The organism is Wolbachia endosymbiont of Dactylopius coccus (assembly GCF_977011065.1).
The window spans coordinates 1,043,667-1,060,555 of the sequence record NZ_OZ347065.1 but is presented as its reverse complement, the minus strand read 5'-3'; the positions used below and the strand labels follow the sequence as shown (position 1 = coordinate 1,060,555).

Annotated in this window: 17 protein-coding genes and 1 pseudogene; 10 read left to right on the top strand and 8 right to left on the bottom strand. The window is 34.8% G+C overall.

What is annotated here, in order from left to right; all coding sequences use genetic code 11:
• Positions 1–21: 21 nt before the first annotated feature.
• On the bottom strand, positions 22–492 hold the full coding sequence (locus ACWHVF_RS05645; protein ID WP_064125207.1) for a hypothetical protein: 471 nt from the start codon (positions 490–492) through the stop codon (positions 22–24).
• Positions 493–567: 75 nt separating this feature from the next.
• On the opposite strand from ACWHVF_RS05645, the gene miaA reads away from it, so the two are divergent.
• Positions 568–1,461 (top strand): tRNA (adenosine(37)-N6)-dimethylallyltransferase MiaA, encoded by an 894-nt coding sequence (gene miaA, locus ACWHVF_RS05640; protein WP_064125206.1) that lies wholly within the window; start codon positions 568–570, stop codon positions 1,459–1,461.
• 9 nt (positions 1,462–1,470) lie between these two features.
• Here the strand turns inward: miaA and ACWHVF_RS05635 are convergent, their stop codons facing one another.
• A complete protein-coding gene (locus ACWHVF_RS05635) occupies positions 1,471–2,421 on the bottom strand; it encodes a hypothetical protein (RefSeq protein WP_064125205.1) in 951 nt (316 codons plus the stop codon).
• Between the two features lie 171 nt (positions 2,422–2,592).
• Between ACWHVF_RS05635 and recG the strand changes: the two genes are divergently transcribed.
• The gene (gene recG / locus ACWHVF_RS05630) at positions 2,593–4,614 is read left to right on the top strand and encodes an ATP-dependent DNA helicase RecG (protein WP_064125204.1); all 2,022 of its coding nucleotides are present in this window, start codon (positions 2,593–2,595) and stop codon (positions 4,612–4,614) included.
• Positions 4,615–4,823: 209 nt separating this feature from the next.
• Here the strand turns inward: recG and ACWHVF_RS05625 are convergent.
• The 4 genes from ACWHVF_RS05625 to ACWHVF_RS05610 all read right to left on the bottom strand — a co-directional run bounded on the left by ACWHVF_RS05625 (position 4,824) and on the right by ACWHVF_RS05610 (position 8,190).
• Positions 4,824–5,835, bottom strand: a protein-coding gene (locus ACWHVF_RS05625; protein WP_447933057.1) for an IS630 family transposase whose coding sequence is annotated in 2 segments (ribosomal slippage) — positions 4,824–5,372 and positions 5,374–5,835 — 1,011 coding nt in all. Because the reading frame shifts where the segments join, the coding sequence is not laid out codon by codon here.
• A gap of 487 nt (positions 5,836–6,322) precedes the next feature.
• A complete protein-coding gene (locus tag ACWHVF_RS05620; RefSeq protein ID WP_447933243.1) occupies positions 6,323–7,198 on the bottom strand; it encodes a tetratricopeptide repeat protein in 876 nt (291 codons plus the stop codon).
• Between the two features lie 72 nt (positions 7,199–7,270).
• Positions 7,271–7,666, bottom strand: a complete 396-nt coding sequence (locus tag ACWHVF_RS05615; protein WP_064124750.1) for a DUF1284 domain-containing protein — start codon at positions 7,664–7,666, stop codon at positions 7,271–7,273.
• Positions 7,663–8,190 carry a biotin transporter BioY gene (locus ACWHVF_RS05610; protein WP_447933242.1) on the bottom strand — a complete coding sequence of 176 codons (528 nt, stop codon included), beginning with the start codon at positions 8,188–8,190 and terminating at the stop codon, positions 7,663–7,665. Before ACWHVF_RS05610 ends, ACWHVF_RS05615 begins: the two co-directional genes overlap by 4 nt.
• 85 nt (positions 8,191–8,275) lie before the next feature.
• On the opposite strand from ACWHVF_RS05610, the gene ACWHVF_RS05605 reads away from it, so the two are divergent.
• Together ACWHVF_RS05605 and dapF are read left to right on the top strand one after the other, a co-directional pair.
• The gene (locus ACWHVF_RS05605; protein ID WP_447933241.1) at positions 8,276–8,863 is read left to right on the top strand and encodes a nitroreductase family protein; all 588 of its coding nucleotides are present in this window, start codon (positions 8,276–8,278) and stop codon (positions 8,861–8,863) included.
• Positions 8,844–9,632 (top strand): diaminopimelate epimerase, encoded by a 789-nt coding sequence (dapF, locus tag ACWHVF_RS05600; protein WP_179945588.1) that lies wholly within the window; start codon positions 8,844–8,846, stop codon positions 9,630–9,632. Before ACWHVF_RS05605 ends, dapF begins: the two co-directional genes overlap by 20 nt.
• A gap of 583 nt (positions 9,633–10,215) precedes the next feature.
• Here dapF and ACWHVF_RS05595 read toward each other — a convergent pair.
• Complete coding sequence (locus ACWHVF_RS05595; RefSeq protein ID WP_156488216.1) at positions 10,216–10,365, bottom strand: hypothetical protein; 150 nt, start codon at positions 10,363–10,365, stop codon at positions 10,216–10,218.
• 199 nt (positions 10,366–10,564) lie between these two features.
• On the opposite strand from ACWHVF_RS05595, the gene ACWHVF_RS05590 reads away from it, so the two are divergent.
• The 3 genes and pseudogenes from ACWHVF_RS05590 (at position 10,565) to dnaN (ending at position 13,220) form a co-directional block, all read left to right on the top strand.
• Positions 10,565–11,458 (top strand): RNA polymerase factor sigma-32, encoded by an 894-nt coding sequence (locus ACWHVF_RS05590; RefSeq protein ID WP_064125336.1) that lies wholly within the window; start codon positions 10,565–10,567, stop codon positions 11,456–11,458.
• Positions 11,451–11,947, top strand: a pseudogene (locus ACWHVF_RS05585) (invasion associated locus B family protein). The gene ACWHVF_RS05590 and the pseudogene ACWHVF_RS05585 overlap by 8 nt, the downstream one beginning before the upstream one ends.
• Before the next feature lie 115 nt (positions 11,948–12,062).
• Positions 12,063–13,220 carry a DNA polymerase III subunit beta gene (gene dnaN, locus ACWHVF_RS05580; RefSeq protein WP_064125337.1) on the top strand — a complete coding sequence of 386 codons (1,158 nt, stop codon included), beginning with the start codon at positions 12,063–12,065 and terminating at the stop codon, positions 13,218–13,220.
• An 88-nt stretch (positions 13,221–13,308) separates the two neighbouring features.
• On the opposite strand, the gene truA is transcribed toward dnaN, so the two are convergent.
• The gene (gene truA / locus ACWHVF_RS05575) at positions 13,309–14,046 is read right to left on the bottom strand and encodes a tRNA pseudouridine(38-40) synthase TruA (RefSeq protein WP_064125338.1); all 738 of its coding nucleotides are present in this window, start codon (positions 14,044–14,046) and stop codon (positions 13,309–13,311) included.
• Between the two features lie 141 nt (positions 14,047–14,187).
• On the opposite strand from truA, the gene recA reads away from it, so the two are divergent.
• From recA to ACWHVF_RS05560, 3 genes are all read left to right on the top strand, one after another.
• Complete coding sequence (gene recA / locus ACWHVF_RS05570; RefSeq protein ID WP_064125339.1) at positions 14,188–15,255, top strand: recombinase RecA; 1,068 nt, start codon at positions 14,188–14,190, stop codon at positions 15,253–15,255.
• A gap of 164 nt (positions 15,256–15,419) precedes the next feature.
• Positions 15,420–16,112: a phosphatidylserine decarboxylase gene (locus ACWHVF_RS05565; RefSeq protein WP_064125340.1), complete on the top strand. Its 693-nt coding sequence runs from the start codon at positions 15,420–15,422 to the stop codon at positions 16,110–16,112.
• Positions 16,109–16,879 (top strand): CDP-alcohol phosphatidyltransferase family protein, encoded by a 771-nt coding sequence (locus ACWHVF_RS05560; RefSeq protein WP_182319661.1) that lies wholly within the window; start codon positions 16,109–16,111, stop codon positions 16,877–16,879. The genes ACWHVF_RS05565 and ACWHVF_RS05560 overlap by 4 nt, the downstream gene beginning before the upstream one ends.
• The last annotated feature ends 10 nt before the right edge of the window (positions 16,880–16,889 follow it).

Sequence of the window (16,889 nt, the reverse complement as noted above, 5' to 3'; positions counted from 1 at the left end):
ACCATTTGTTATGCAGACTTGCTACAACCCAAACTCTTCATTGACTTTATCAACTATTGCCTGTGGTGGATCCTCTCCCCATCCTGAATACAAAATCTCTCCATAGTCTGCAACATCTATAGAGCCAGTTCTGCTTTTTGCTAGAAACATTTCTCTTTTCTCTTTATCAACTAATACATAATGCCACGCTGATTTTCCACGATCTTTACCACGGACTAAGTATATAAGATCTGACCTACTTCTTTTTGTTGCATCAGCAAAAGATCTTTCATTGACAGTTCTGCTTTTACTTTTTATGCCGCCACTTTCAGAAAAAGCTTCCTTGGATTCGGTTTTTTTGCTTGCTAATTCAGAAATTTTTCCTTTTTCCCCTAGCGCACGTTCTTTGGTGTTTTGAGACGAATACTTACTGGAAAAACCTTCCCCTGTACCGCCAGGAGTTCTGTTTGTGAAACGCTTAGTAAATGAATTATTGTCGTTGTTTTCTGCCATAAAAATCTCCAAACTTTAGATTGTAGAATCCAAATTTTTACTACACCTTATCATATGTTAATTAAATTAATATAAATGAGAAACAATATAGTAATTATTACAGGAATTACAGCTTCAGGTAAATCAGAATTATGCGATAACCTGATAGAAAAATATGGAAATATTAGTATAATAAATTGTGATTCAAAGCAGGTATACAAAGAAATTCCCATAATTACTGCTCAACCACTAAAGCAAGAAGAATTTTATAAATTATATGGTTATGTTTCAGCAAAAGAAAATTATTCCGTGGGTCTATGGTTAGAGGATTTAGAAAAAGAAGTTAATCACGCATTAGAAAATGCTCAAATACCTATCATCACTGGAGGAAGCGGGCTTTACATCAGCAGTTTAATCAAAGGCTTATCATCAATGCCACAAATAAGTCAGGAAGTGAGAAAAAATGTAAGCGAATTAAGGAAAAATTTAAGTAAAGAGGAGTTTCACAAATTAGTGCTAAGCAAAGATCCAAGGATTCAAGGTAAAGTATTCATGAATGACTCGCACCGCCTTTCAAGGGCACTTGAAGTTATCACTGAAACTGGTAAGACAATCTTTGTATGGCAAGAAAATAGACAGCCTCCTTTATTCAATAATCTTAAGATATATACAATTCTGCCTAAACGTGAGGATGTATACCAAAAAATAAATTCTCGTTTTATCAAAATGATCGAAAATGGAGCAATTGATGAAATAAAAAAGCTACTTAGTATGAACTTAGCTCCACATTTGCCAGCTATGAAAGCACATGGAGTGCCAGAAATTATAAAGTACTTGAAAGGTGAGATTACTTTAGACGAAGCGATACAAATTGCTCAAACAAACACAAGACACTACGCGAAACGTCAGTATACTTGGTTTAAAAATCAATTTCCAAATGCTGAAGTAATTTACTGTGCAAGCAAATTGACAGAATTTGGGATATTTTGATTATTAGTTTTAGGGTGTATTTCCATGTTCATTGCTATGGACAGGAGGTTCTACACTTTCCAGATGGTTGTTCACTTTCGGTTGCTTATCCAATTCATGCCCTATTTTTATTTTAAAAAATCCAAATTTTTCGCACAATTTTTGAAAGCATTCTTTTATGATGTTAAACAAGTTTTTATCACCCATATTATAGTCCTTCAGTCTCTTAGGAACAGTGAGTGACAATTTGCCATCTTTATATATCACATCATCTTTTCCATCTTGAGACTGAAGTGTGAATTTTAGTGAACTATCCAATTTACATAATTCTTCTTCTGGTTTTGCTAAAGTGCAAACTGCAATTTTTTCTTCAATTCTGATTGTTGCATGACTTGGATCACTACAATCAATATATGTTGTATGACTAGAACCGAAAACTAACTCATGTGCTGTAGCTACATGAAAAAGAGGTTTATCTTCAGCGTATAATGCACCTACGTACCCTGCCTGATTACAATTGGTAACTAGTTCTTCCAAGATAGGGTCGCTTGGGACTTGAGCTCCAGCGTGTTTAAACATCTCCTTAAAGACCTGTTTTGCAAATGGTCGATAATTTCTGGCTTCTTCCTTTGGTAATAGGTTAGTATAATTTGTACCTAGATTGTAAAATTCTTCAAATTTCTTTTTGTACTGGTCAGTTTTTTTATCATCAGGAGCTTTCTCGTTTTTGCAATGTTCATCCCAAGCTTTTTCAAGCCCATTCTTCTTAGCTCCTTCTGTTAAAGCAAAAATTAAAGTGCTATCTATACTTTTTTTGTTAACAACAAAACTCATTCTATAAAAATCTAAGAACATCGCCTCACCAGAATTCGCTAATGTATTCTTTTCATCAGCTCTTAATTTGCTAAAATCAAACTTTTCTGCTTGAGCCTTTAGTGTAACTACTGGATTTTCCTTTTCTTCTGGTATAAAGCTATCCATTGTTAATACCCTGTATATGAATTACTAATAGTATAATAGTACATAAAATGATTAATAAGTCAATAAAAATATTTTATATAAACGCAAGTCCTATGATAGCAAATAGTTTGACTATAAGGTGACAGGATCTTAAGAAGACTCTATAACAGTTTTACACATGTATGAATCTCAATGAGCAATCAGATTTTTCTAAATAGCAGGCTGGAGAATATACCTAAGTTCCATTCCGCAATATTGCCTAAACTTTGTGGTGGGGACAAAGTGATGGACCTGCTATTTTATAGGCCACTTAGTTATGTAGATAGAAGTAAGTCACTGCCCGACGCTCAAGCTGGAGAATTTATAACTTTTATTGCAAAAGTTTATGAGCATCAGTCGCCCACTTTTAGAGGTAGACCATATAAAATAGTCGTTGAAAGTGAGAGTCAGTATATATTCATAGTCTTTTTTAATTACTCAGTTAAGTATTTATATAAACTATTTCCAATTGGAGCGAATGTGATCATCAGTGGCAAACTCGAAAAATTTGCTGAACATTGGCAAATTACTCATCCAGATTACGTGTCGCTTGACATCAACCAATTTAAAGAAATAGCTTGCATAGAGCCAGTTTACCAATTATGCCGTGGCATTACCAATAAGCGCATTGGGAACATAATAAGCTCTAATCTAAAGGAATTGCCTGATTTACCAGAGTGGATAGATGATACATTAATCAAGCAAAAAAAATGGTTAAGTTGGAGGGAAAGCATCATAAAGTTGCACAGACCAAGCTCATTGGCGGAAGCTGAGGTTTGTAGAAAAAGGCTTGCTTATGATGAATTGTTTGCGTATCAGCTAGCGCTGAAACTTGCAAGAAAAAATCATGTGAAAGAAAGGGGAAGAGAATTTATAGTATTGAATAAATATAAAGAGCAAGTTTTAAATGAATTATCGTTTCAATTAACAAACGATCAAATTCGTGCAATAGATGAGATCTCAGAGAGACAAAAATCCAAGTATCGCATGATAAGCTTGCTGCAAGGTGATGTTGGTAGTGGCAAAACCGTAGTTGCACTTTTTGCGATGCTAAATGTGGTAGAAAACAACATGCAAGCAGCTCTAATGGCACCGACTACTATCTTGGCGGAGCAACATTATAATTGGATTGAGGAAGTTTTATCCTGTACCGATATAAAAGTTGCGCTGCTTACTGGTAAAACTTCGCGCAAGGAAAGAAAGATTATTATGAACGAACTTGCAAGTGGTGTTTTAAATATAGTGATTGGCACCCACGCGTTATTTCAAGCTAACGTTACATTTAAAAATTTAGGGCTTGCAGTAATAGACGAACAACAGCGATTTGGAGTGATGCAGAGAAATCGCTTGGTAGGAAAAGGAGAAAATGCCGATATACTTTTCGTTACTGCAACTCCCATTCCAAGAACTTTGCAGCAAGCTATGTATGGTGACGTTGAATGTTCAATTTTGAAAGAAAAACCAAAATCCAGATTGCCAATAAAAACTGTAACTATGAACATTAGTAGGGTGCCAGATGTTATTGAAAAGCTAAAAGGTGCTATAAACAGGGGCGAAAAAGCATATTGGATTTGTCCATATATAGAAGAAAACGAAGAGACCAATATTGCTGCAGCAGAGATGCGTTTTCAGGAATTACAAAAAACATTTCTTGATAAAGTTAGCATAATACATGGAAAATTGACTCAGGAGCAGAAAGATCAAGTTATGTTTTCCTTCAAAAGAAATGAATTTTCTCTGCTTGTTGCAACCACTGTGATAGAAGTTGGTATAGATGTGCCAGATGCAACCATTATGATTATAGAAAATGCAGAGCAATTTGGGTTATCGCAATTGCATCAGTTAAGAGGCAGAGTAGGGCGAGGAAACAAGCCATCTTTTTGTGTATTATTATACGATAATTTAAGTAAAAGCTCATCTTCAAAGTTAAAGATCATGTGTGAGTCACAGGACGGATTTTACATTGCTGAAAGGGATATGATGCTAAGAGGCAGTGGAGATATCTTAGGCACAAAACAATCAGGATGTATGGAATTTAAATTTGCTGATTTATATCAGGACAGAGAGCTGCTCAACCTCGCGTATAATAACGCAAAAGGTGCAATGGCTGATTTTGAATTACTGCTTGATATATTTGAATATAGAAGTAGATTACATTTTTCAAAATTTCAGTAGGAAAACCAGGTAGCCCGCAGAAACGAAAAACTTGCTTGACACATTTTGCCAGCCCCCTTATCACGAGACTGAAGCTATTTATTTATCTTCGCAATCTGTGCAGATTAATGACAAAAAACTTAGGGTATTTGGCGTTTCATGTTTAATTTTTCGCACTACGTGCATCGCATGTCTTTAAAAATTTCTGGGTTTTTATCTAATACCAATTCTCATTGTTGGTCATTCAAATAGGATACATAGCAGAGTTGTTTAATTGTGGAGTAGGTAAGAGAAGTAATAAATTTACACAAAGCACTCTCAAGCAAAGCAATAGTATCGTATATTTTATTGCGCAAAATGTTCTGTTTTACATACAACCAAAGCCTCTCAACTGGATTGAGTTCAGGTGAGTATGGTGGTAGGTATATAATCTCAATATTTTTAGGTACCTTTAAACTTTTCGACTTATGCCAACTAGCACAATCCATAACAAGAAAGGCTTCTCGTGGTCCCAAATATTGAGACATTTGCTCAAGAAATATATTCATACAATCAGTGTTGACATTCGGTGCAAACAAGCTAGAATTCTCCCCATTTCTAGGATTAACTGCACTGTAGAGATAAAAATTTTCCCTACCTAATTTTACCTTAACTTTTGTTCTGACGCCTTTTTTAAACCATCCATGCCCGGTCTTTGAATGTGTGCCAAACCGCGATTCATCGAAGAAAAACAGCTCTTTTTCAGAATACTTGCCAATAACTTCGTTGAGATTTTTTTTTGAATTCCTCTTGTTTTCTTTTATCTTGTACATTGTGTACTGGTCTTGGTGTAATATAAGAGAATTTCATCTTTTGCATATAGCGGTGTACTGTAGATTTGCTAATATTTAAGCCGAACTTTTCCTGGATTCTTATTCTCATTTCTTTAATGGTAATATTAGGATTTTCTCCTACCCATGCTTCAACTTGCTGTAGTTGAGCCTGATTTAATTTAGTTTTTCTACGCCGTTGTGGAGGAGCAAACAATTTTTCTTCTCTGCCTAATTTCAAGAGTTTTATCCACGAAGTTAGTGCGCTTCTTGAAATGCAATATATTTTTGCTACAGCCGTTATACTATGCTTTTTTGCTGCAATTACAGCATTTAGTTTTTTTGCAACATATGCATTGTTCCTTACTTTCTTCAGCATTTTTTTTGCTGATTTTACTACTTCTTCATCCAATAATTTTGATCTTAGTGCCATTTATACCTCGACTATTTCACTTATTTCATTATGGCTTGTCTTCTATTATTGTCTATCTGTTTGCCGTGTAATGGGAATTGGTATAAAAAGATAATCATAGAGTAAATGTGAGGTAAGTCCTTACAATAAATGGTGTCATCCAAGTAGCCGACACTGGGATCCAGAAAAAAGAATGGTGTCATTCCAGTGCTTGACACTGGAATCCAGCTTTTTCATAATCATTAAAACGTTGTATTTTAACATAAAACAGCTATTTTTATGCTCGCCAACTTAATAAAATTCCTGGATCCCAGTGTCAAGCACTGGGATGACACCCTCCTGATGGGCCAAAATCACAATGTTCGTACAGTTATGCATTTGTTGTGCAAATTACCTTTGCAAACAAATGTTCGTACAGCTGTGTGTCACACACTTTGCTTCAATATTTGCACATTAGCCACTCCCTTGAACAGATACGATAAATTAGATTTAGGTAAGCTATAAGCTTTTATGAAATCTTTGGGTGCGTGCTGTGGAGTTTTATAAATTTTAGTCTTTCTGTCACTTTGTATAAAGGTATTTTTTCACTCACATCTTTCGAAGTTGTAGCCATGTTCAACAACTTTAAGTAGAATATTGTAGCATTTTTAAAATCTGAAAGTTTATCTAGAATAACAGCTAAATTATAGGTATAAAAAATATTGTTTTCATCAAGGGAAATAGCAGTTGTCATATACTCTTTACCTTTTACATAATCCTCCTTTTTCATATAAATCAGACCTAAATTTGCTAATAAAGGAGCATAATTTTTATGTATATCATACAATTTCAACATTTCACTCAACGCCAGATCAGGATCATATTGTGAGATTATCGTCAGAAAATTTTTTAATATGTAAGGGTTACTAGGGTATTCTTTTAACAGTCTTGTGTAAATCTCTACAGCTTTTTTGTATTCTTTATTAGCGTAATAAATATTTCCCAATCCAATTAAAGCATTTTTATGATAAGGAAACTTTGTGATGATCTGATTAAGGAGAGAAGTAGCTGTCTCATTATTTCCTAACTCAAAGGAATCTTTTGCTTTTTTTAAAATAGAGTATATGTCAAAATTCTTGCCAGAATTCTGCGAAATTTTGATATTAAATTTGTCACTTTTTCTCTCGATAACATCAAGATCTTTATATTTTTTATCAGCTTTTATATGCTTGACAACACTATCAAAGGCCTTCTGTATCTCCAAATTTTCACTAGCATAGGTAACAGAAGACCTCCATAAAATCACAACGCAAATTAACATGCAGACAAACATAGATCCTAGTGTTGTGGCATTGGCTGCAGCGTGTAACCAGTAAACCTTATTTCTTTGAGCTATGCGTAACACATTACAAATTCATAAATGCTAAATTACCTATCTCATACAATAATAAAGATATTATTAATTGGCTGACACTATTTAGAGTGAGTTCAAAAGGGCGCTTCTGCACATTCCATATTTCTGCCAATTACACCCCTCACATGCGTAGTCGAATTTCTCTAAAGACATTTTTTCTCTAATTCTTTTTACTGCTTCATTCCAGGTTAAAATCTCCCCAACTTTTATCCCTAAAACCTCCTTATGTCTTCTATCTAGCTCTAAAACTTTAGCTTGTTTGGTGCATTTACCTTGTTTAGTCTGATTTGGGCAGGCACTACAAATACTGTCAAGGCTATCAACTACTTCGATTTGAGCATTAGGATCACTGATTACTTTACTTGCTATCTTTTTGTAATTTTCTACAAAACCATGAGAATACCCATACCCTTGAAATGCAAGAGTGCACATGAAATGATGAGGACGAAACCTTATCACTTTTTTAAGTACTGCAAAACTGCCACAAGTAGAAAAATTTTTACCAAACCAGGAAGGATAAATGGTAAAACACCCACCATTATTGCTTGTTCTAGACCCAAGTAAACAGCAAGCCAACTAACACCACAAATAAAGATTATAACTGTACCAGCCAGACAACTTAAAGAATTACATACAAATGATTTATACTTAGAGTTCAGTAATTCATTTACTTTGCTCATTACCATAACAGCAGCTAAACAGCCAATTAAATATCCACCTGTTGGTCCAAGGAGAGCGTGATAACCACCAGAAAAATTTGCAAGAACAGGCAATCCTGCTGCACCAAGTGATAGATATGTAAGCACAGAATAGAATGCTGTTCTGCGGTTAAATTTAAGCCCAATAAGCATTACTCCTAAAGTTTGCAATGTGATAGGCACAGGCTGCAATGGTATACTTATTTGAGCCATCAAGAATAAAAGTAAAACGCAAGACAATATTTCAGCCAGTGTTGATCTGCTGCTAGATTGTGTTATAAACATACCTTCCCAATAAAAATAACTTATTAAATGTAATATATGTGTATGAGAGGTTTTGCAATTTAAATTTTGCTTATATTGTGCTACAATGAATTATTTATGCACTATTAAATTAAAAATGATGAGTAAACAAGATCTATTATCGTTGATGAAAGCAAGACACAGCGGACGTTCATACGATCCTACAAGAGCAATATCTCAGGAAGACATGGATATTTTAATGGAAGCTGTAAGGCTGACTCCCTCATGTTTTGGTGATGAACCCTGGAGATACGTAATATGCAACAAACAGAACAATCAAAGCGCATGGGAAAAGCTGCTAAATTGCCTTGATGAATCTAATCAAAAATGGGCAAAAGATGCACAAATACTAATTATATCTCTAAGCGCTAAGAATTTCCGTAAATCTGACAAAGGTGAAAATCTTTGGGCTAGTCATGATACTGGTGCAGCAAATTATGCACTTATGCTACAGGCTGCATCTGTGAACTTAATGGCTCATCAAATGGGTGGATTTGATAGAGATAAAATAGTAGAAAAATTCAACATATCCGATGATTTTAATGTAATGTCAGTGATAGCGGTTGGTTACGAAGAAGAGGGCGCTGAAACAAGTAAGAAAAAAAGGAGACCAATAGAAGAAATATTTTTTTATGATGAGTGGCCAAGGTCCTGAAAATTTTATCAAAATGCACGGCACTGGTAACAACTTCGTTATCATAGACTCACGTTCAACAAACAATTTAGACTGGAACCATAGACAAATTGCTGATCAAAGCAGTTGTGATCAAGTGATAATTATAACAATGTCTAATGCTGCAGACTGTTTTATGCATATCTATAATGCTGATGGCAGTCGAGCTGAAATGTGCGGAAACGCAGCACGCTGTGTTGGATATTTGATAATGTCAGAAAAAGGTACTGAGTATATCACTATTGAGCTGGTAAACAAACGCATTTTAGAGTGTTTTAAAGTGGGTGATAAATCCATAAAGGTTAACATGGGCAAACCTTTGCTAAAATGGCATGAAATTCCCTTGTCTACTGAGTGTGACACTCTTCACTTACCTATAGAGCTTGAAATGCTAAAAGATCCTGTTGCAGTAAATATTGGTAACCCTCATATAGTTTTTTTTGTTGATAACATAAGTGAAATACCATTGCGAAATTTAGGACCAAAGCTAGAAAATCACGTACTATTTCCTCAGAAAATTAATGTTAGTATTGCACAAGTTGAAAAGTCTGGAGAAATAGCTTTAAGAGTTTGGGAAAGAGGTACAGGCATTACTGCATCATGCGGTAGTGCAGCCTGTGCAGCACTTGTTACATCCACACTACGTGGATATCTGACTGTCCAACAGACTTCAGTAAATTTACCAGGAGGGAAGTTATTAATCGAATGGGCAAATAACGTATTCATGACCGGTGATATAGGATTTTTGTGATAATTGCTTTCACAATGCAAAACTACTTTACAAACTCCGCCAGCCCCCTTATCATGAAACTGAAGGTATTCAGTTATCTTCATCTGTGCAGATTAAACAGCAAGAAAACAACGTAGTTGGCGTCTTATTTTTAATTTTTTGCACTATGTGCACCTTATGTCTTCACAACATTTCTGGGTTTTTACCTATATAAGCTGAAACGCGCTTATAAGTCGTTTAAGACAGTATAGTACGCCAATTTGCAGGATTAGAGAGTGACAACTAGCTAACACGGGATTTCTTTTGCCTTTTTTTCTGCTTAGTAAATTTCTTAAACATTTATAGCTTAAGTTAGTTGCACTTAAAAGCAGCTAAATTGCAGTGTTTAAGACTTAAAGAATGCCGATACTGAAAATAGACAATGACCAGGGCTTCTTTTGCCTTTTTTTTCATTTAGTAAATTTCTTAATGTTTGTAGCTAACATGAACAAACATTTGAGAGTAACTTCTGCTAGTAGGGTGTCATCCGAGTAGCTGACACTGGGATCCAGGAAAGTTTGCTTGTAAACTAACATAGAAAGTGGTTACAACGTTCTTGATTACGTTAAATTAAAAACTGGATCCCAGTGTCAAGCACTGGGATGACATCATAGGGGCGCTGGCCCTGACAACCGTCATCCCGCTGCTTGTTAGCGGGATCTGCTGAGATACCGTGGCGGTATGACGCAGAAGCAAGGCACTGGAATAACACCACTTACTATGTATTTAAATTATAATGTTCATCATTACGCGCTGGCAGGATGTCATATATAGTGTTCAGGTAGCTGATGTTGGGGCTTATCGTCTTTAAGATCCCAATTAGATAGAAGGTTTGTACTTTTTTTCAAATCAAAGCTTGAATTTTTGCTGGAAAATCAATATATTATATATATGAAGTTTTAATTTAAGTTGTTATGTTGACCCCAATGGCAAGCTTATGTGTTGATAACAGAACCAATCTCATGCAATATATTGCTAGAGTGCAAAAATTTCCTATGCTGTCTCAAGAGGAAGAGGTACGATTAGCAAAAAATTGGAACCAATATAAGGATATTTCTTCTGCTCATAAATTGATTACCAGCCATTTGAATTTGGTAGTGAAAATTGCAATGAAATTCAAAAATTATGGACTATTGTTGATGGACCTGGTCATGGAAGGGAATATGGGTTTAATGCATGCAGTAAAAAAGTTTAATCCTGATTTAGGATTTCGTTTTTCAACTTATGCAGTGTGGTGGATTGAAGCTTCAATAAAAGACTTTATATTGAAATCTTGGTCGTTCGTGAAAATAGGCACAACGCAAGCACAAAGAAGACTATTTTTTAGTTTACGTAAAATAAAAAAAAGAATTTTACAGTATACAAACAGAGAAACTTTAAATAATGAAGAAATAAAAGCAATATCTAATGAGCTTTCTGTATCCGAAGGAGACGTTATACAGATGAATTACCGTTTGGCTTGTAAGGATCAGTCGCTAAATGATTGCATAAAAATAGGTGATGACTCTAAAAGGGAGTTGCAAGATATGATCCCATGTAACTTGGTCAGTCAAGAAGTAACCTATCAGAATCATGAAGAGAAAGAATTAAAAGAAACAATTTTAAACAATGCACTAGCGAGCCTTAACGAAAGGGCAAGAGACATTTTTATTAGTAGATACTTGTGCGAAAACACTCAAACTCTGGATGAACTTAGTAAAAAATATTGTGTTTCAAGAGAAAGAATAAGACAGTTGGCTGAGCAGGCGATGGCTAAGGTAAAACAATATATACAATCAGAAAGTTTGAAATTTGGTTTGCATGCGTAGTTTTTTTATATTTCTAATATTTTTTTCAATAGGCGCTTTTGCATCAGTTAGTGATGTGCAATTGAAGGAAAAATATAAAGATTGGCTTGTATATACTGCATCAGAAGATGGAGAGAAAGTATGTTATATTGTATCCTATCCTAAAAAAAAAGCGAGCATTATACAACCAATCGCAAGCCGTATGTAATGGTCAGTTATGTTGATAGAAAAGCAGATGAGGTAAGCGTTACCTCTGGTTTTCAGTATGATAAGGAGCCTGTAGCTCTCAATATCGACAAAAAAATTAAATATACACTGCCTATAATACAGGGAAGTTTTGCGTGGGCAGAGCATACAAAAATAGATCAAGATCTCATTCTAAAAATGAAGCAGGGATTATCAATGGTAGTGAATGGAAAAGCAAAAACAGTAACCATTGATGATACTTATTCCCTACTTGGTTTTCAAAAAGCGTATCAAAAAATGCATGATTTATGCCATACAAAGTAAATCATTGTAACAGAATATCCAGCTATAGTATAAACTAGACTACTCTTTCAATGAATAGCACTTTACTTTATATGGAATGCGGATATCATTTAAAATATATTTTTGAGAGTTAGTAATGTCAGAGGTTGCAGGTGTAGATACAGAAATCAAAAAGCAAAATTCTGTGTGTGAGCAGATGCGTTTTAGCGTGAGCCGCACAAGTCTTTTAAATACATTATCCAGAGTAAGTGGAGTGGTTGAAAGGCGTAATGCAATAGATGTTTTGGCGTGTATAAATATCAAAGCACAACACGGCAGCATAAAATTAATGGCAACTGATCTTGACATTTCAATGTTTGCCTCACTTGCTGCAACCGTATTAACAGAAGGAGAAGTAAAAATTTCAGCGCATACTTTACATGACATAGTGAAGAAGTTACCCGCCGATTTGGGTGTCAATTTTGAAGTAAACAACCAAAGAAAATTATTGATGTCTTGCGGAAATGCAAACTTTTCTTTACCGAATGTGGTTTCAAGCAGCTTTCCTGCTCTTGAAGAAGACAATTATAAACATGATTTTATTCTACTAAATACGGACCTGATAGACTTATTAACTAAAACAAAATTTGCTGTATCGCTAGATGATACAAGGTATAATTTAAATGGAATATATCTACATACAGACGAGCAGTTTCTGTACTGCGTTGCAACTGATGGTCACCGTTTATCATGTATAAAGAGACCAAAGCCTGGGAACATCAATGACGAATTTGGTGTGATCATTCCACGTAAAACTGTTATGGAGCTGTTAAAAATATTGGACGATTGTAATGAAATTAATGTAAAACTCTCAGACAGAAAAATCAAGTTTACATGCGGTGAATATATTCTAATATCAAAATTAATAGATGGAACTTTTCCAAATTATAAAGCAGTTATTCCAGCATCTCAAGACAAGCATATGATTATTGAAAGTAAAAAACTTTCAGATGTTATAGATCGAGTTTCCGTTGTTGTATCTGATAAAGTAAAATCCATTAAATTCTCACTACAAGAAAAGCTGCTGACTCTGCATTCAAACTCTCAAGAGTGCAGTGATGCAACTGAATCCATAGAAGTGGACTACAATGAAGCTCCTATAGAAATAGGGTTTAACTCGCGTTATTTGCTTGATGTTCTATCCTGCATAAAAAATAAATGTAAGTTTAGCTTAGCCGATGGTGATAGTGCTACAATTATCACTGATGAAGACGATTCAAGTGTATTATATGTAGTGATGCCAATGAGAACTTAAACTTGTCATCCCGCTTCTTGTTAGCAGGATCTGGAGATACCGTGGCGGTATGACACTTATTTCACTAAGCATGTTACTTTTTATTAAATTAGTAATCTATCTTTACCAAATATAAGCCAAAAGGTGGTGCAGTAACTCCAGCTGCATTTCTTTTGCATTGGTTTAATATATTTAGCATTTCTTGCGGATTGGTTCTATTTTTTCCAAATTCAACTAAAGTACCCACAATAATCCTCACTTGGTTATGTAAAAAGGAAATAGCAGATATTTTGATGTGTATATGGCTCCCGTTTTGTATTACATCGATATCATCAATTGTTCTTATCGGATTTGCAGCTTGACAATCTTTTGAACGAAAACTTGAAAGGTCATGTTTTCCAAGTAGATGTTTAGCAGCTTCACGCATAATATTTACATCAAGTGGATTAAACACTTGCCATACATAACCTGTCTCCAGAGCGGCAGGAGCATAGCGATTAACTATTCTGTATTCGTAATATCTTCTTTTTGCTGAAAACCGTGCGTGAAACGCATCATCTACAACTTCTGCATTAAGCACGACTATGGGAATTGATTTTAAATGATAATTTATTGCGTTTCTTATTCTATAAAGCTCAAATTCCTTTTCCATATCAAAATGAGCAACTTGTCCTAAAGCATGAACCCCTGCATCAGTCCTGCCACCGCAGTACAAAGTAACTTTCTCACCACTAAAATTAAATATAGCATTTTCTATCTTCTCCTGGATTGAGTTAGCAGAGTGTTGCTGCTTCTGCCAGCCAGAGAAACTACTACCATTGTATTCTATCGTTATTTTGTATCGCACTGCAGAGTCTATCTAACTTTCTATCTTAATATAATTTAGGTAGCTAATTTTTCTACGATAACGTTCTTCGTTATTAAAAAACCCTTGGCAGGTTGTTCACGTTCGATTATCATGGAAGTTATACAAGTTAATAAATGATCCATGGCAAACAACTTAGAAGAAAGAAGTAATGATAAGCAAAAAGCATTAGATAATGCAATAAGCCAAATTGAAAAAGCATTCGGTAAAGGTGCAATAATGAAGTTGAAGCAAAACCCTGTAGAAAAAATAGACACAATATCCACAGGATCAATTGCGCTTGATTCGGCTCTAGGTGTTGGAGGTCTGCCAAAAGGGCGTATAATTGAAATATTTGGCCCCGAGAGTTCTGGTAAAACCACTCTTGCCTTGCACGTGATTGCTGAAGCACAAAAAAAAGGAGGATCATGCGCATTTATCGATGCAGAACATGCATTGGATGTCTTATATGCTCGTAAACTTGGGGTAAGCACTGATGATTTAGTGATTTCACAACCAGACACTGGAGAGCAGGCGTTGCATATTGTTGAGTATTTAGTGTGTTCTGGTGCGGTTGATGTGATAGTTATTGACTCTGTCGCAGCATTAACTCCAAGAGCTGAAATTGAAGGTGATATGGGTGATCAACATATGGGGCTGCAAGCAAGGCTTCTAAGTCACGGGCTACGAAAGCTAACCTCTGCCGTTTCAAAAGCGAACTGTATATTGATATTTATTAATCAAATTCGTATGAAAATAGGAGTAGTGTATGGAAATCCTGAAACTACCACGGGTGGAAATGCATTAAAATTCTATACTTCTATAAGGCTTGATATAAGAAAGGTTGGTACAATAAAAGACAAAGAAAATATTACAGGCAATGAAACAAGAGTTAAAGTTGTAAAAAATAAAGTTGCTCCTCCGTTTAGAGAAGCGAAATTTGATATAATGTACAATGAAGGTATATCAAAACTCGGAGAAATAATAGATATGGGAGCAAAGCTTGGTGTGCTTGAAAAAGCAGGCGCTTACTATTCATATAACAACACACGCCTTGGACAAGGAAGAGAGAATGTAAAAACTTACCTAAAAACAAACAAAGAAGTCGCAAATGAAATAGAAACAAAAATCAGAGATTTACTCAGAAGTCATGATAATTCTATTATAATAGACGAGGATAGTGAGCAACTTTTAGAAGAATCCGTGTTCTGATCTAAACTTAGTTTGTGTTGGATGGGTTGTTACAGTATGACGGTGTGTGCTAATCTGTAATGTTACCTTGTATCAAGAGGACTTTGCTGAAGCAGTTAAAAAAAGCTTTTCATGAAGAGTGATAGATGATAAGTTGTTAATAGTAGATTATTGTTAATAAGATTATGTGTTTTGGTTTACCTAATATAAATAGGGAAGGTTATTCATTTATAGTAGTTTCCTTTATAGTAACGTGTATAGCATTCTCTATATCTTGGGGGTTTGGTGTTACGTGCTTGTTTCCGACATTATTGTGTACTTATTTCTTTCGCGATCCAGCAAGAGCTGTGCCAAACAATAAGGATCTTATATTAAGTCCTGCTGATGGTGTGATTTCAAAAATTGAAGAAGTTAATTATCCTTTATCGGCAGAAAATGGAGAAGAGAAGAAGTTTACGCTTGTTAGCATATTTTTAAGTGTTTTGAACGTCCATGTGAACCGTATACCAATATCTGGTACGATAAAGGAAATGAGTTATAAAAAAGGCAAGTTTGTATCCGCAATGAGCAATAGGTCTAGTAATGAAAATGAAAAGCAGGTTATTGTGATTGAATACGAAAAGGGAAAAGAAATTATTGTGGAGCAAATAGCTGGATTAATTGCACGTCGTATCGTTTGTAATTTAGGAGTATCCCAGAACGTAAAAACAGGTGAAAGGTTTGGAATTATAAGATTTGGCAGTAGAGTAAATATTTATGTTCCTGCTGATATAGAAGTAAGAGTTTCAGAAGGGCAAACTGTTATTGGTGGTGAAACAATTATAGCAAACTTAAATAAGGAAAACGTTCAAGAGAAGCTTACTTTTGACGTTATATGAATAACGATGGAAGTAACAGTAGATTCTTACCTATTACTAAATTATTCCCAAACTTTATAACTTTATTGGGTTTATGTTCTGGTCTCACTTCACTTAAATTTACATTTAATGAACAATGGGAATTCTCAGTAATTTTTATCATCATTGCAGCAATAATAGATGGAATGGATGGCAGAATAGCTAGAATTCTAAAATCAACTAGCGATTTTGGAGCCCAGCTTGATTCTTTTGCAGATTTTCTAAATTTTGGTGCAGCGCCTGCATTTCTTTTGTATTTTTGGAAGCTAAACGAAATCAAAGTCATAGGTTGGATTTTAGTAATGATATACGTAATCTGCATATCAATAAGACTTGCAAGATTCAATGTTTCGCTACACTCAGAACAATCACATTGGGAAAAATTTTTCTTTTCTGGTGTTCCAGCTCCAGTGTGTGCTTTACTTTCTTTGTTACCAATAATTATTACCTTTCAATCTCATGAGAGTGAATACTTACTTCTCATAGAGCGATTTTTTAACACAAGAAACGTAGCTTGTTACTTTTTGGCCATTTCATTTTTTTCGATAAGTCACATTCCAACTTTCTCCGCAAAGTATATTTATATTCCCAAAAGCCTATCCTATATATTTGTGTCATTTTTTGGAGTACTTATTGTATTTTTCATCAGTAAGCCCTGGATGACTCTACCAATTTTAGGTATAGTGTATACGCTTACTATTCCAATAAGCATTGGGTTTTATATATATTTTACATATAAAACTCGTTAGCTAACAAAAA

Bases quoted from the DNA above. Each gene is read 5' to 3' on its own strand.
- ACWHVF_RS05645 (WP_064125207.1), bottom strand. From the start codon at position 492: ATGGCAGAAAACAACGACAATAATTCATTTACTAAGCGTTTCACAAAC.
- miaA (WP_064125206.1), top strand. From the start codon at position 568: ATGAGAAACAATATAGTAATTATTACAGGAATTACAGCTTCAGGTAAA.
- ACWHVF_RS05635 (WP_064125205.1), bottom strand. From the start codon at position 2,421: ATGGATAGCTTTATACCAGAAGAAAAGGAAAATCCAGTAGTTACACTA.
- recG (WP_064125204.1), top strand. From the start codon at position 2,593: ATGAGCAATCAGATTTTTCTAAATAGCAGGCTGGAGAATATACCTAAG.
- ACWHVF_RS05610 (WP_447933242.1), bottom strand. From the start codon at position 8,190: ATGTTTATAACACAATCTAGCAGCAGATCAACACTGGCTGAAATATTG.
- ACWHVF_RS05605 (WP_447933241.1), top strand. From the start codon at position 8,276: ATGAATTATTTATGCACTATTAAATTAAAAATGATGAGTAAACAAGAT.
- dapF (WP_179945588.1), top strand. From the start codon at position 8,844: ATGAGTGGCCAAGGTCCTGAAAATTTTATCAAAATGCACGGCACTGGT.
- ACWHVF_RS05590 (WP_064125336.1), top strand. From the start codon at position 10,565: ATGTTGACCCCAATGGCAAGCTTATGTGTTGATAACAGAACCAATCTC.
- dnaN (WP_064125337.1), top strand. From the start codon at position 12,063: ATGTCAGAGGTTGCAGGTGTAGATACAGAAATCAAAAAGCAAAATTCT.
- recA (WP_064125339.1), top strand. From the start codon at position 14,188: ATGGCAAACAACTTAGAAGAAAGAAGTAATGATAAGCAAAAAGCATTA.
- ACWHVF_RS05565 (WP_064125340.1), top strand. From the start codon at position 15,420: ATGTGTTTTGGTTTACCTAATATAAATAGGGAAGGTTATTCATTTATA.
- ACWHVF_RS05560 (WP_182319661.1), top strand. From the start codon at position 16,109: ATGAATAACGATGGAAGTAACAGTAGATTCTTACCTATTACTAAATTA.